The organism is Streptomyces sp. NPDC006261, from assembly GCF_040613515.1.
Lineage (GTDB): Bacteria > Actinomycetota > Actinomycetes > Streptomycetales > Streptomycetaceae > Streptomyces.
In genome coordinates, this window is the sequence record NZ_JBEXSI010000021.1 from 1 (window position 1) to 15,728 (window position 15,728).

6 protein-coding genes and 2 pseudogenes are annotated in these 15,728 nt (G+C 66.2%); 3 read left to right on the forward strand and 5 right to left on the reverse strand.

Translation table 11 applies throughout. The features are described from left to right. A pseudogene (locus ABZ154_RS15910) lies at positions 1-2,196 on the forward strand (hypothetical protein); the annotation flags it as partial. Positions 2,197-2,244: 48 nt separating this feature from the next. Here the strand turns inward: ABZ154_RS15910 and ABZ154_RS15915 are convergent. Both ABZ154_RS15915 and ABZ154_RS15920 read right to left on the reverse strand, forming a co-directional pair. Then, positions 2,245-2,814, reverse strand: a complete 570-nt coding sequence (locus tag ABZ154_RS15915; RefSeq protein WP_356832925.1) for an SMI1/KNR4 family protein — start codon at positions 2,812-2,814, stop codon at positions 2,245-2,247. Positions 2,815-3,291: 477 nt separating this feature from the next. Continuing rightward, positions 3,292-3,681 (reverse strand): hypothetical protein, encoded by a 390-nt coding sequence (locus ABZ154_RS15920; RefSeq protein ID WP_356832927.1) that lies wholly within the window; start codon positions 3,679-3,681, stop codon positions 3,292-3,294. Positions 3,682-4,368: 687 nt separating this feature from the next. Between ABZ154_RS15920 and ABZ154_RS15925 the strand changes: the two genes are divergently transcribed. Further along, entirely contained in the window at positions 4,369-4,995 is a 627-nt protein-coding gene (locus tag ABZ154_RS15925; RefSeq protein WP_356832929.1) for a hypothetical protein, read from the forward strand. 57 nt (positions 4,996-5,052) lie between these two features. After that, positions 5,053-5,292, forward strand: coding sequence for a hypothetical protein (locus ABZ154_RS15930; RefSeq protein ID WP_356832931.1), 240 nt, complete (start codon positions 5,053-5,055; stop codon positions 5,290-5,292). A 1,230-nt stretch (positions 5,293-6,522) separates the two neighbouring features. Here the strand turns inward: ABZ154_RS15930 and ABZ154_RS15935 are convergent. The 3 genes and pseudogenes from ABZ154_RS15935 to ABZ154_RS15945 all read right to left on the reverse strand — a co-directional run bounded on the left by ABZ154_RS15935 (position 6,523) and on the right by ABZ154_RS15945 (position 15,616). Then, a pseudogene (locus ABZ154_RS15935) lies at positions 6,523-7,255 on the reverse strand (transposase family protein). Positions 7,256-7,504: 249 nt separating this feature from the next. Beyond that, complete coding sequence (locus ABZ154_RS15940; RefSeq protein ID WP_356832933.1) at positions 7,505-7,813, reverse strand: hypothetical protein; 309 nt, start codon at positions 7,811-7,813, stop codon at positions 7,505-7,507. Positions 7,814-8,734: 921 nt separating this feature from the next. Then, a complete protein-coding gene (locus ABZ154_RS15945) occupies positions 8,735-15,616 on the reverse strand; it encodes a polymorphic toxin-type HINT domain-containing protein (RefSeq protein WP_356832935.1) in 6,882 nt (2,293 codons plus the stop codon). Positions 15,617-15,728 lie beyond the last annotated feature (112 nt).

Sequence of the window (15,728 nt, forward strand, 5' to 3'; positions counted from 1 at the left end):
CAGGCGGGCTACCGGGCCTCGTGGTGGACCACCAACGAGGACCGCGCCAACGCCAAGCCTCCTGTCGATCTGTTCTGCAACGCGTCGAACAACTGCGTTCCTTCCAAGATCGGCGACAACGACTCCAACGACCCGGGCCTGGGTGCCTGCACGCTCGACGCGGGCGACAGCGACACCAACCCGCACTGGCTGCACTGCTGGTGGCACGAGGAGATCAGCAAGGAGCAGTGGAAGGACTGCGAGCGACTGGCCGAGTGCGGCAACGGGGTGCACCGCTTCAGTACGTCGTACGGTGAGCAGGCCGACGCTGGCTCCTACCCGCCGAACTGTTCCACTGCGGATCTGCCCGCCAACGCCTTGGTGGTCGACGATCTACCCCATGGCGTCACGCCGGCGGGAGTTGACACCGGTCGCGGATGCGGCGCGGTAAAATCCAGCGGAACGTTCAACTTCACGTTTGTCCCATGGGACACCCAGATGGACCTCACGAACGACGGGACGGACAACCCGACCACCGTCACGACATACCCGGGGAAAATCGACACACACCAGATCGGTGCGGGCTTCGGCAATCACTTCTGGTTCACCCACACCCGATCCCCCGAATCCTACCCGGCCAATGCGAACAGGATGAAGGTAACCGGCGCGTGGAGGTTGAATACGCCGCTGACCAACACCACCCGTCAGGCAAAGGTTTTCGCACACATTCCTGACCACGGCGCTCAGACCTCCAATGCGATCTACCGAATCCAGACCGTTGACGGAGAGGAGATGGTGAGCATTTCGCAGACCGCCAACGAGTCCAACAAGTGGGTCGACCTGGGCGCCTATGATTTTGGTGAACAAATCCCCGAAGTGCGGCTCGACAACTTCAACGGCGGCGACGGTTCAGCCGATATCGCATTCGATGCGATAGCGTTCGTCCCCGGCACGTTCAACGGCCAGAAGATGACCGGCAGCATGACGGCCGACCTGACCGCACCGGAACCGGCACCGGTCGAGCCCGGCGACGTAATCAACGAAATCTTCTACCCCGGTATAGGCGTGGCTTCGGCCAATGGCACCATGGCTGCCCCCATGGCGGCCCGAAGTACCGCGTCGTGCTCTACCGTGTCACTTTCGATCACCCGAAAGCGCACCAATGCCTGCGTACACGACGAGGTAAACACGACATTCTTCACGAACGGCTCGCCGACAGGTAGGTCATATTTCGACTACTACAACACGATCTATCTCGACCCTCGAAGTGATGAATTCACTCAGGTCACAACGATGTCGTTGAAGTCGATGACAGGCGCCCTGAACACGGTCACCATGGATTACCAAGCCAAGTGTCGTGGATACTGCACGATCACAAGTGTCAACTGGTCAGGTTCGAAGGTTTTTAGCAAGGGAGACGTCTTCAGTAGAACCATCACCACCCGGTTCAAGTGGACGCCGAGTGCTAGTACTGCCAAAGATGTGATTACCCCGTACTGGTCCTTCGGCGGATCAGGTAACGGCGTTCCGATGGCTTCCCCGACTGTAGTTGAAAAGTCGAAGCTGGATATCCGCTGCGACAATTCAATTCCAAACGCTGCAACAGGCTGCGTGTTCCCCGGCTACACGCCGACGTATGTAATGAACTCCAAGAAGTTCCCCGGCGCTGCCGCCCACATCGACATGATGTGGCGAAAGACCAAACTCGACTGGGGTAACCGCAACGGGGGCAAGCCGCTCACCTATCTGGCCAAAAAGATGTCTGTCGCCCAGCCTACTAAGACGCAGAATGACCTGAGCCGTCAGATCATCTGCAAAAGGCAGTGGAAGGCGTATAAGGACACCGGCCTATTCAGCGACATGTGGACCCAGGACGCAGGGGCACCAAGAACTGACCTAAAGAGCTGCGACGAGTTCACCTTCGCTCATTCCTTCCAGAGCGGCGGAAACGCCAGTGGACCCAACCCTGTCAAGGAGAGCGGAGCAGAATGCGTGCAGACCTATCTCAGGCGCAACCCTGACGACACCATGACGCTCCATTTGCGCCCGGACGCAAAGGCCCCCACGTGGAACGAGCCCTGTGGCCGTTCTTCGATGTCGAACTGGGTCAACGGCCAATCAATGCAGCCCTTCGGCGAATTCGTCGGTGAAGAGCGCTTGATGGAGGACGACGACTACTGGCTCGACCTCGACGGATTCACCGCACCCACACCATAACCATAAAGTAAGAATGCCCCCACGGTCGACCGTGGGGGCATTCTTACTTTATGACCAAAAAAGCCTACCTTCGACTACTGAGCAAGCAGGATGGGCTTTATATGATATCTGTGCAAGCATCTCCGCCACAGAGTCGAAGTAGTGGGCCAGGGAATCAAATTCACCAACAGTCGTGCTATACCCTATGGACCATTCACCGACGCGTCCATCCCTCAGGTCTACAAACTTCCCCATCCAGCCATCATGGTCTGACAGGAATGGAATCCACTCGTTGCGCCAGAACGGACTGTCGGGTTGGTCTGGAGGATTTACACCCCCAGGTGTATAGCGATTTGCATAGAGTCTCTCTATCGCCCGAATCCCCAAAAAAAAGCTTCCCTCGTCAGGGAAGCCCGCGAAACCGCAACATTGCACATCGTTGTCTACGTCTTCCTCAGGAAGATCAAGATTGTTCCGAAGCAGCCAGTCCCGCAGATCCGGATGGAGTGAAATCCGCATCCGTTCTTCGGCAGCCGCAAGCATTTTCTCTGTAGCCGGCCCAGGCAAATCAGCATGATCAGCCGGCGCGCACTCCTGAAGGAGATTCATCACGCGAGACCAGCTTTCCACTACTGTCATTCCCCTTACTCCTCTCTGCCCATGCAGAGCAGCATCTGACGATCATCGCAAGGTGCGAGTAGTCCGTGTTGTGACGAGCTTACAACGGTTATTGATCCGAAACGCTTATGATTCTGGGTCATTGAGCTGGATGTGAGCGATCTGGTGGGGAACGCGCGGCATCTTTCGCCGTCGACGCAGGACGCCCTGCGGCTGCGAGCGGGCCGATGCCCGGGATGAGCTGGAGGCGGGCGGTTGCCTCGGGCAGGGCCATCAGCGCGGCTTCTTCGGGGCGCGGGCGTAGGCGCAGGCGCAGAGAATCGCGGCGGCTCTGAATCGGTCGACCCCGGCCTGGTGACATTCCCATCTGGGCACCATCCGCCACCGGGCTGCGGACGGCGGTACCCGCATCCATTCCGGGGCGGGGCCTGGCAGTTCTTCGCCGTACCGGTCGAGGAGGCGTCGCCAGACGTATTGGGCGCTGCCGGTGGTGATCCTCTACTCCAGCACGCTGCGGACGAGGGCTTCCAGCACCAGGCTGGTGCGTGGCAGCCGGAGGCCGGCGTGCTTGCGGTGCGCGGCGGCCACCACCCCGTGCCGTGGCCGGAAGGCCTCCGGGTCGTCGTCGGCGCCGAGCAGGGCGGGGAGCTGCTCCAGGGCCCATTGGGCGCCGGGGCCCCACGCTGTGCCGGTGATGAGCCGTCCGGTCATGATGTCCGGGTGGTCGGTGATCCTCAGGGTCACCGAGCCGTCCGGGGTGCGGGAGGTCCGCCACCAGATGCCGCCCGCCTCCAGCTGGCAGGCGGGGTCGCCCCGTCCTCGCCGCAGTGCCCACAGGGTGCGGGGCAGGTCGTAGCGCGCGGGCGGCGCCCAGGAACGGCTGGGCATACACCCAGACTACGAGGGCGGTAAGTGGCGGGCGGCTTCGGAGCTGTGCGCGAGATCCGGGAGGGGCGGGTGCGGGTGTCAGTCGGTCCAGGCGTTCGTAGAGGGCACGGACCATCAGTGCCCGCTCGCGCACGTAGAGCGCGGTGCCGTGCAGTTTCACCGCCAGGAGCCGTTCGGCCTCATGCAGCACCACGTCCGTGGGTGCCCTCGGTGCGCTGTCCCTAGGCATCTGGTTGCGGCGGTGACGGACGGCTTCGGCGACGGCGCGGGCGTGGCTGGTGAGCTGGAGGGCGATCTGCTCGTAGTCGCGTTCCGCAAGGATGTCGGTGTCGCTCCAGCCTGAGACGGCCTGGACAAGGCACTCGTATGGAGCACGGTCCAGAGGGATCTCCGCATCCAGGAGCCCTTGGGGGTCGTGGAGGACGGTGTGGGTTCTGGGCTGCATGGTGGTCCTCGCTACTGGCCTTCTCCCCCAGGTGGACAGGATCGCGCAGGGCGCCGTGGCATCTCCACCCTCGCCGGGGCATCGGCTTCTCCTCAGCCACATGGTCTGAGCATCGAGGTCTCGTCGCCGTCGCACCGGTTTCCCCTCGGCCTCACTACGATGCCCGGATTCCGGGAAGGTTAGGGGGTGTTGCGGATCTACCGTCGGCGTGGAGACGTGACGACAGGACGAGAGGCTCACCCATGACGACGACGTTGTTCCGTCGGCTCATCGATGAGCAGGAGCTCAAGGACCCCCGGGCGTTCCTGCCCCGCTTTACCGAACAGGCGCGGTTGCTGGCGGAGCGGGACGGGAACGTGCGGCTGGCGACGCTCGAGCCGGCGATGTCGACGTCCGAGGCCTGGTACTACGGGCAGCGGCTGCCGAACCGGGATGCCCGGCGCGTGCTGGTGGCCTGGTTCGGGCACAGCATCGAACGGTTATGGGCCCCTGCGGTCAACGCCGCTGTCACGTCCCACGCTGGTGTCCCAGCCTGCGGAGACACGGAGCTGCACGAGATGAGAAGAGGTGCCAAAGTGGCCGCACGCCGAGCACGGGATTTCGCAATGGGCGCTGAACAGGGACAACTGGGCGATGAGACCCTCGGATACCTCCAGGACGAAGTCCGCAGGATCGCGAAGGAGTACCCGAAGCAGCCGCTCCCGACAATCTTCGACGACCTGGCAGCCGCCCAGAGCGACGCCTTCCGGCTGATCGAGGGCGGGCGGGCACGCCCTCCCAGCTGCGGCAGCTTCACGTTCTGGAGGCGCTGCTGTCCTGGCACATGGCCAAGGCCTGCCACGGCCTCGGCGATCCGGTCTCCGCGATGATGCACGCCCTGGGCCGCCGGTGTCAGCGCTGAGCAGGCCGAGCACCCCGCGCTGAGCGTGCTCATCGAGGGGCCGAAGAGCCTCATCTCGTACTGGTCCGGCCGTGGCGCGGGCGCACTCTTCTACGCCCGGAAAGGTGCCGCGCAGCACCCCCAGGCGCATGGGACGGTGAGCGTGTGGCTTCCCGGGCTGGAGGCCCGGGCCGCAGCTCTCCTCGGTGACCGTGCCACGGCCGCGGCCGCCGTCGAGCAGGCCGCCCGCCAGCCCGACCTTGTCGAGCCGGACGAACTGGACTAGCTCGGCGGGCTGCTCACCTTCCCCGTTGAGAAGGAGCTGTACTACCGGGTCGAGACCGGGGTTCTACTCGGCCACGGGTCGCAGGGCACAGCCACGGGTGCGGATGCGGAGCGGGTGGTGGCCGCGTTCAGCGACCGTACCGCCGTGCCGCATCGTGACCGGTCTGCTCTTCGCCTCCCACGGAGCCACCAGCTCCTCCGCCGCCGCACCGGGCTCTTCGACCGCCGCCCCGCACTCCCCGGCGCCATACAGCCTCCGCCGCAGTCCCTGCCCGCAAGGGCATCGGAGAACTCGTCATACGCGATGAACCGGCCTCCCGCCATCGAAGGGGCCAGCACATCCCCCTCCTCATCGACGTACGCAACCTGCTCATCTTCGATGAACGAGGCGAACGCGTCAGCCCCGACCCGACTCAGATACCCGAGCTATGACCACGCGTGAGCACGTCCCGAAGTCATCTCGACACCTACGGCTACCTTGACCACACCCGCAGCGCGTCCACCGCCCTGACCGGACGCGCAGTCAACTCCAGAACCGCCGGTGCTGTGAGGTCGGCGGAGTGCGGCGTTCCCCTCATCGGCCGTGGGACCACGCACGACACTCCCTCCGGGAAGCGCCGTAAAAGGCCAGGTCAGACGCCTCTGAAGTGCACTGACACGCTGCGATTGCGGCCCTGTACCGCACGGCGCGCGGCCAGTACCGCACGGAAAGCGGCCGCGAAGACCACGTTTCCGCAGTTCAGAACGTTTCCGCAGGGTGAAACTGGTGGGGCGGGTGGGACTCGAACTCAAAACGGTGACGCGTCTCACCTGCGGAAACGCCACAGAGGCGGACATTCACATCCTGCTGCGTCCCGCTCCGTCCTCCTCGATCCCCGGCGCCCGGGGTGCGGTGCGGTACGTACCGCACGGCTACGGGGCGCTCCCGGTGACCGCAGTGGGAGGCGGCCCTCCCGGCGCATCCGCCGCACGGCAGCCGACCGCGCGGCTCAGCCGTAGCGCATGCCGCCGACTCCGTTGCCGCCTCTCCCTTGCCCGGCGCAGTCACACTCCGTATCGACCGGGCCCGGGGAGCCGCAGGCGCATCGGTTAGCCTTCGGCCCCAACCTTCGTAGTGGGGCCGGGGGGTGGGTGGAGTATTGGCGGGGGCCCGGTGACGTTGACGACCCGGGCGATTTTGTCTCCGGTGAAGCGATCGACGTTCCGCCAGTGAGCCCTTTCAGCGTTGCCGCTACAGGGTGAGAACGGCTTTGGCGACGACGGTCATGCGGTTGGGGCTGATGCGGGACCTTTGGAAGATCTGCCAGGATTTCAGCCGTGCCATGGCACGTTCCAGGGGTACTCGGGCCTGGGCGAGTGCGCGGTTGACGGTGCGCCGGGCGGGGGGCGCCGCTCGGTGGCCGTTTCCGTCCGGTGGTGACCCAGGGAGCCCGCGCCGGTGAAGGCGCGGTCGGCCAGGACGGGGACTCCCCGGCGTTCGCAGATCCGGACGATCTTATGGGTGCGGGCTGCGGTCAGATCGTGGGTGCGGCCCGGCAGGGCGGGAGAGATCCACAGCACCTCGCCAGCCGGGTCCGCGACGACCTGGATGTTCGCCCCGTGTCGGCAGTGCTTGGCCGAGTAGTCGGCACGACCGTCGCCGACGCGGTCGCACTATGCAAGCGTCCCGCCGAGGAGGACGAAGTCGGGGTCATGCTCGCGCAGGGACTTCAGTAGGACCGGGACGCGGTCGGCGAGCAGCCGGTGACGGCGGTGACTTAGGCGTGGGAGGTGCCGACGGATGTCCCGAAGCCCGCGGCGGTCCGGGCGAGGGTTTCGTGGTGGCGCAGCTACACGAACGCGACGAGCGCCCTCTGGTGCGGCGGAAGTTTGCACCATCGGTCACCCTCACGGATGACGATGAGCATCATGACCCACTCGACCAGAGCGTGAGGGAGGGCGAGTGCGGCAGGATAGGGAACCAACAGGACCCCTGTGCCGTGGGGTTGAGACGTAGAACACCTCTCTCAACGGCACGGGAGCTCCGTCCGTGGCGGGCCCCGCCTGCACACCAGCTCCGTCACCTGATCGGTGGCCATCCGTGAGGCAGCCCCCACGACCAGCGGCACGTGCTCCGGACGAGTGGGCGGCGCGATGCCGACCGTGTCCGAGCGGTACACAACGGCATCCGCAAGCCGATTCATGAGCGGGATGTGCTGGAGACCGACCTCGCGTCACCACGCTCCGCACGGCTCGGCGACACACACCGACGTCCCAGAAGCCCCGGCCGCCGTCGATCGCATCGACTCCAAACCGTCGACACGGATCACACTCTCGATCCGGCCCCCGTCCTCGCTCAGCATGACGCTCAGCACCGGCACAGCCTCCGCACCCGCCATGCGTACCGTGGTGCGCCAGGGAAGACGCGGCCCCTCGACCACCACCTCGCCCGCGTCGCCAAGTCCTGTGCTGTAGGCAATCTCGCTCACGCCCACTCCGGTGACCACATACTCCACCTCGAAGGACCCAGCCACAGCGTCCACGGCCGGCAGGCTGAAGGTCTCAGCCCCGCTCAGCGGACCCCGCAAAACCCCGGGGTCCTTCCACCGATCACTCATCACACGCTTCCTTCCAGAAAGGAGAAAAGACGGATCGAAACTGCCTGTGACTTCGGAGGCAGCAGACTTCGGCGGCAACGTCGGGTATACGCACATACCGGCCCGAGGACATGGCGACGGGCGCTGCTCCTTACTGGGCAGGCACCCGAAACCTGTCCGGATCGCTTGGTTCCCATGATGCCGACGGAGCATACTGCCGGGACGTCGGCGGGATGCTCCGTGCCCTTACGGCTGTCCACCTAGCTAGCGCTCGGAGGAACACGAACCGCCCACCGGAACCGTGGGGCTCGGTGCACACCCGACGTGACGGCCGGGCCATCGGCCTACCCGTCACCGACCCGACAAGTCGAAACGGACCACTGGAGAATCCGGCGGCCCGTCAGGAAAGACCGAGGTGGACTAACTGATCGCTTAAGTGCCGACTCGATCCAAAACATCCAAGTCGCCTTCGAGGGAGACCACCACAATCCACGCTCGATCCTCTGCGAGGAAGTAGTGATGCTCCGGCACCTCAAGAAGTGCAGCCGTGACCGAAGCGGCCTCACTCCCAGTAAAACGCACGCCGTAGGGCGAAAGCCCGTCCCCTACATGCTCGACTGCACAGCCTGGCCCAATTCGTGCACAGATTTCCCTGGATGCACTCGCTGCGAGCAACTGCTCATCGTCGATTATCCAATGCTTATGCATCCCGCTCGTGCGACGCCAATCGATCTTCCCTCCCGTGAAAGGGAAATGGAGCTCCATCCAATCGAATACATCTGACGCACTTGTTTTCGTCAGGGCGGCTAGAGGCGGCATGGAAAATACCTCTTCCTCCCAGTAATCACCGGACAAAATATTCCTCCATCAACCGCATCCGTGCAGACCCTGAAGCTTCGTCACTGTCGACTCAGTAGCATTGAACTGGAAGTGCGGCCCCTTCTCCTTGCCGGCCCACACGTTGATGTGAGCCCCATGTCGATCATCGAATTCGATCCGGAATCCCACCTTGCCGTTAGCCGTCTGCCTGCCGATGGGCTTACCTTTGATCGTCCCGAACTTGCCCAGTGTCACTTTTTCAGCTTTGAATCCGCGAGAACTCAGCCAAGTCAGAGCCTGATTCCGTGCCCGGTTGAAATCATCGGTGACAGGCTCGCCGCCAATATTGTGCACCAATACTGGCGTAGCCCCCGCCAGCACATAGTACGTGTGGGTGTCCGCAATGGTCAGGTTGTGAACAGCGGCGTTCTGTGTCCATGTTTGGACTGCGGTGATCTGTAGCCAGCTTCCCGTTGAGCTCTGGAGCCGCTGGCCGGGTTCCAACTCACTGGCGTCGACCCATTCACCGAGGGCTGGGACCCAGAAGGGGTGTCCGTCCGTGGCGACGACCGCGCCGGTGCCGGCACCGTTCCCGTCTTCGTCCGGCTGAGCCAGGAGCAGACCGGTGTCAATGGGAACCCCGCCGTCACCACGGCCACTTGCCCGGGCAGCATCACCGATGTTCCCCGGTGAGACCGCCCCGGTCCGGATCGTGACCTTGACCAGGGTCTTCGTTCCGTCGCCGAGGATGGTGGCGACCACCGGCTGCGCGGTCGTCTCACCGGTCTTCGGGTCGGTGGCCAGGACCTTGTCGCCGAGCTTGACGTCCTCGATCGGCTTGCGAGTCCCGTCCGCCATTACCACGAGGGTGCCGGGCACGAAGCTGTTGGGCGCACGGCAGCCGATCTGCTCGGCGACAGCGTCCTCGGCCTGTCCCCTGGCCTCGCTCTTGATCTCCTCACGGGCCTTGCTGCCGGCCGACTGCTTCGGGCTGGCCTTCTTCTGCTGAGCGGGCTTTGCCTTCTGCGACGGCTTCGGCCTGGGCTTCGGCTGCGACTTCGGCTGCGGCCGGGGCTTGGGCTTGGCCTTGCGGGCGGCGGCGCGGGCTGCCTGGGCCCTCTTCGCCGCGGCGCGCTGTGCGCGCTGCTTGGCGCGGGCGGCGGCCTGGCGGGCTGCCGCCCGCTTTGCCGCGGCGCGCTGGGCGGCCCGCTTGGCGGCGGCCCGCTTCGCCGCGGCGGCCTTGCGGGCGGCTTCGCGCTTGGCCTTGGCGGCGGCCTTCTTGCGGGCCGCGGCGATGGCGCGCTTGCGGGCTTCGGCCAGGAGCCTCTTGCGGAGGGCCTCGGCCGCCTTGCGGGCGGCGATCTGGGCGGCCCGGCGGGCGGCGGCGCGGATGGCCGCCTGGATCGCGATACGGGCCGCGATACCGATCAGGATGGGGAAGAAGAGGCCCTCGGGGTCGGAGAAGGTGGCGGGGGCGTTGTTGGAGTAGGCGTAGGGGTTGATGGTGGCGGGCTGCTCGTAGTCGACCATGGGGTCGACGGACAGGAAGCGGCCGGTGGCGGGGTCGTAGGGGCGGGCGCCGAGCTGGGTGAGACCGGTGTCCTGGTCGCGGGTGCCGCCGACGAATCCGCGGTATCCGGGCCAGGTCGACGGGGCCGCGCCCCGGTCCTCGCCGAACGGGGTGAGCAGGCGCCGGGTGACCGGCATGCCCGACTCGATCATGTCGACGGAGGTCTGGGTGGAGCCGTGGTGGTCGGCGAGGAGGATCTCGCGTCCGCCGTCGGAGGAGCGGACGGTGGTGGCGCCGTCGGGGTGCGCGTAGGAGCGCTGCACCGATTCGGTTCCGTCCGCCTTGACGGTCAGTTCGGTCTCGCCGAGGTAGAGGGTGGTGGCTCCGTCCGCGCCGGTACGCAGAAGGCGCTCGCCGGAGGCGTCGTAGAAGTAGGAGGTCTTCTTCTCGCCCCCGCCTTCCCTGGGTTCGGTGACGGATTCCAGGTTGCCCTCGACGTCCCAGAACAGGGACTGGGTGGTGCCGCCGTTCTGTCGGGTGGTGGTGTTGCCGGCCGTGTCGTAGCCGAAGGTGGACCTGGTAGTCCCGTCGGCGCCGGTGGAGGTGATCTCCCTCAGCCGGTTCGGGCCACCCGCATCACCGCCGTAGCTGTAGGTACGGGTGATGTCCTTGGCCGCGTTCCCGGCGGGGTCGTGCTCGACCAGCTTGGTGCGGTTGCCGGACGCGTCGAACTCGTAGGAGTGCCAGTACGCCTCGGAGCCCCCGACCGTCGCCTTGCTCGGGCCGTCCGCCGCGCACTTCTCCCGCGCCGTCCAGGCGGAGGTCATGCGGCGCAGCTGGTCGTAGGCGAAGCACTGGGTGTCGGTGCCGGTCTGCGCATCGGGCATCCCCGGACCGGGGGTGCGGGAGATACCGGTGACGTTGCCTGCCTCGTCGTACGAGTAGGTGGTGTCGTCGATACGGCCGGGCTGGACGGAACGGTCGTGGACGACGCGGTCGGTCCGGCGGGTGAAGTCGTTGTGGAAGTAGGTGGAGAACAGCTTCTTGCCCGCGGGACCGGCCTCGGAGCGGAGGATCTCCCCGTACTTGGAGTACGTGACATCGGTGACGTAGTTGCTGGCACCGGAGATGGAGATGGGCAGGTCGTCACCGTTGTACCGGAAGACGAGGCGTTCCTTGGCCATCGGCCCGACCTTGGGCAGCTCCACCCAGGACAGGTTGCCCGTGGACGTGTAGGCGTAGGTGTAGGTGTACTCGCCCGCGGCCTTCCCGGCCGTGCCGGGGATGGTGGTCTTGGTGGTGCGGGGGCGGTAGTTGGCGTCGTACTCCGCCACCTCGTCGCGGTAGGCGTTGCCGTCCTTGTCGTAGCGGATGGAGGCGACGGGCAGGCCCTTGCCGAGGGTGTCGTAGGTCCACTCGACCCGCTTGGGGCCGCTCGCGGAGCCCTCGCGCAGGCTGGTGGGGCGGCCGCCCTTGTCGAAGGTGGTCACCAGCTTGTTGCCGCGGGCGTCGACGACGGTGGTGAGGTTGTCACCCCGGTCGTACTCGAAGCGCGTGGTGCCGCCGTCGGGATCGGTTGCCGAGGTCTGTCGGCCCCGGGCGTCGTAGGTGAAGGTGTGCTCACCGCCGCCGGGCTCGGTGACCTTGGTCAGCTGGTCCTGGTCGTCGTAGCTGTAGGTGGTGTCCTGCCAGGCGGACAGGTCTGCCTTGGTGTACTCGCGCAGCTTGGTGTCGCGGCCGTCGGTGTCCTGGTAGGTGGTGGTCACCGTCTCCCCCTTGGGCGGGGTGACGGTGACGGCGTCGCCGTCCTTGACGGTGGTGCTGCGGAGCTTCTCGTCCCCGTAGTGATAGGTGACCTCGGAGGTCTCCTCACCGAGGCCGTCGAAGACGGCCCGGGTCTGCGAGGGGACCACGTTGTCGCCGACGGTCAGCAGGCTGGGGGCGACGTTCTGGTCGTTGAAGTAGCCGTCGTTGCTCTTGTACGCACGGCCCACGCTGTCGTAGAAGGTGTCGCTCACGATGCGGCCCTCGCCGCCGACCGCGGCGTCCTGCGTCTGGCGGGTGCGCAGCAGACCGTCGAGGATCTCGTAGCTCGTGGCGTACGAGCCGTCGTCCTTCAGGGTCCTGTTGGTGACGATCGTGGGGCCGTCGCGCCGGATGGTGTAGTCGTACTCGGCGGACGGGGACTGGGTGGCCGGGTTCCGGTCGATGTCCCAGACCTTCAGCAGGCGGCCGAGCGGGTCGTAGCGCATGTCGACGCGCTTGCCGTTGGCGTCGATCTCTGCGGTGGGCAGGCCCCGGTGGTCGAACTCGGTGGTCTCGGTGTGGCCGAGCGGGTCGGTGTCGACCTGCTTGGTGGGGACGGCGCCGGTGGCCGGGGTGAAGACGGTCCGGGTCTCGTCGCCCTCGACGTCGAAGGTCTTGGTCTCCCGGCCGTGGATGTCGTACTCGGTCCGGTCGACCGCGATGTGGCCGTCGCCCGCCGCGTTGAGCTCCTGGACCTCGGTGACCAGGCCCCGGGTCGGAGCGGCCTTGTACGCGCCGCCGTCGTAGAGGGACCGCGTGTCGTCGATGACCTTGCCGCCGGGGGCACCGCACGCCCCGGTGGTGGTGATCTCGCGGGACTCGGTGTCGAGGATGTGCTTGGCGGTGTTGCGGGCGTACTCGATCCGGGTGCACGCCTTCTTGCCCGAAGGGGTGGTCTCCTCGACCTCGGTGGGCAGTCCGGCGCTGTCGTACGTGGTGGTCTCCGAGCTGCGCCGCCAGGTGGCGTCCTTGACGTGTTCACGGGTCTCGGACTTGACCGGGGACACCATGTACGCCTGGAGCGGGGTGGTGCCGGTGCGCTCGCGCTCGGCGGTCTTCACCGCGGAGGGGGTCAGCTTGGTGGCCGCGGCGATCGCTCCGCCATCGGAGGCGTAGGTGATCTCCTCGCGCAACTGCCCCTGGAACTCCAGGCGGTCGGCGATCTTGCCGCCCTCGGAGTCCTCGATCTCCACCGAGCGGGTGCCCGACGGCAGCTTGTCGCCGTGCATACCGCGGAAGTAGCGGTTCTCGGTCAGCTGCTTGACGTCGGTGCCGGACCCCAGCCGGGTGCGGACCCTCTCGTAACCGCGGTACTGCGACCAGGTGCGCCGCTTGGCCTCGGTGTTCTCGGAGTCGTCGTACGCCCAGGCCGCGCCGCCCAGGTACTCGTAGCTCGTCACCTTGGCAACGGCGTCGGTGACGTTGTCCTCCTCGCGGACCTGGGTGACGACGTACTTGTGGAAGTAGTCGGTGATCGGCTCCAGGGCGCCCTTCGGCGTCCAGTTCTGCGGGTAGCAGCGCAGCGTGTTGGTGTGCGCGTTGGCGGGCATGGTGCCGCCGCGCTTGCACTGCTGCGGGGAGTAGGTGACGCCGATCGTGCCGCCGTTCTCGGTGTCCACGGCGTGGATGCGGTAGCGGGAGAACGGCTCCAGGCCCTCGAAGCCGTCGACCCGGTTGTCCATCTGCTCACCGCGGAAGGTGACCTTCGGCATGGTGGCGGTGGTGCCGTCCTGGCCGTGACCGGTGCGCTCGATGGACTTCAGCCACAGGGCCGGCGAGGTGCCGTCCCCGGTGGCGGGGAAGCTCTGGTCCAGGGTGAAGGAGTCGACGTCTCTGAAGCCGCCGTTGTTGACCTGGGTGGTGATCTTCGTGAGGCGCTTGGTGGACCAGAACGTCGGGGAGTTCTTGTCCTTGCACTGATCGCCGGCGTTGCACTGCTGGTCGATCGGGGTGTCGGGCCAGTGCCTGGCGTTGGCCGGGGTCCGGTCGGCCTCCGCGCAGGTGAAACCGGAGCCGGGTATGCAGCGCTCGGCCACGGTGAAGGTGATGCGCGCGGCAGCGTTCTGGGTGAACAGCTTGTCGGAGCGCTGACCGTAGTCGATGTTCTTCAGGTAGGCGCCGCGGTCGTACTTCACGCCGGCGGGCTTGTTGTTCTTGCCGTAGTGGTTGGACTCCTTGGTCCACCACAGGGACATGGCGTCGCCGCGCGGGTCGACGACGTAGTCCAGCATCCAGCGCCAGCCCTGGTCGCAGAACGAGTCGGCGAACGCGGAGGCGTGGCAGGGCTCCCCGGCGTGGTTGCCCGCGACCGGCACGGTCAGGGTGGAGTTGGTGCGCTGGGCAGCGGCGCCGGGCAGCTTGTTGAGGCCGAAGTGGTACTGCGTGCCGTCCGTGGTGGTGAGCATCCAGTACTCGCCGCCCCGGGCGCCGTTCTCCGCGCCGGTCTTGCGCTCCAGCTTGGAACCGTCGTCGTCCGCCGGCCGCCAGGTGCCGCTCGCGTCGTCCTTGACCAGCTCGGTGGAGGACCCGCCCAGGGACATCACCATCTGGTCCGAACCGAAGCACAGGTCCCCGGTCTTGCCCGCCTGGCCCGGGTTGTTGGCACCGGTGCCCTGGTCGTCCGAGCAGGAGCGGTACCGGCGCTCGATGAAGCCGGGCTCGTAGTCCCAGCCCTCGGCGATCCACGAGGACTGCGCGTTCGTCGAGGCGGTACGCCCGTCGATGGCCTGCGAGGAGTACCCCAGCGCGACCTCCGGCTCAGGCCCGCCCGGGACCTCCGGCGCGTCCACGGGGTAGGTCCAGGAGAAGCCGCCCGATGAGGAGCCTCCCATCCAGGAACCGGAAGGGGAGAGCGACGTGGCGGAGTAGTCGCCGCCCGATCCCGCCGCCCGCGCCACCGCGGCCAGGGCGAGCGGCTGGGCGGCCCTGCCCGCGCGGGCCTGGGGAAGGTCGATCTCGCCGGTCAGCTGACGGGCGGAGGTGTCGTTGTGCTGAGTGAGCGACTCGCCGGTGGCGGTGTCGACCAGTTCGAGGCGGGAACCCCAGTTGGCGCCGAAACTGCCTTCGAAATCACGATAATTGAACTTGACCTGGGCTTTACCCGAGGGGGGTGCGTCAACCGTGGACCGCGCTCTGCTCGCCATAAGCGGAACGGTGGGAGTCACCGTGAACAGGACCCCGTTGACGCCCGCTTGTTCGGCGGCCTTCCGGTCCAGGACCTCGACTTCCACGAGGCCGGTGTCGGCGACGTTCTCGGTCCGGGCGCCATCCGCCTGCTGCACCGATACCGGCCCCGCGTCGATGGCGGCCGACCTGCTCTTGGCCGAGGCCGCGGCAATCCGCTCGGTCTGCTTACCGGTCGGCCAACTCGGTTCGGAAGCCTTCCAGTTGCGGTCCGTGCCGCTGGAACGATCCTGCTTCCCCGGTACGAAGTCCTTGCCGGGTATGGACTTCTCGTGCCGTATGCCCGGCGGTTCGGTCCTCTGCTCGGCTGCCTGGGCGACGTTCATGCCCGGGATCAGGGAGGCCAGAAGCGCCACCATGGTCACTATGGCGATGGTGATCAGCACCTGGGCCAGGTAACGAATTTTGGGCAGCGTGGTGTCCACGTACACGAGGGAATCCTCACAAGATCGCCGAGAGGCGCTCAATGTAAAGTTGCTGTGAAGGTAAAGTCAATCCTTGACCTTTCCTTTTGGATGCAGATAACTGGCCCCTGTGCGGTCG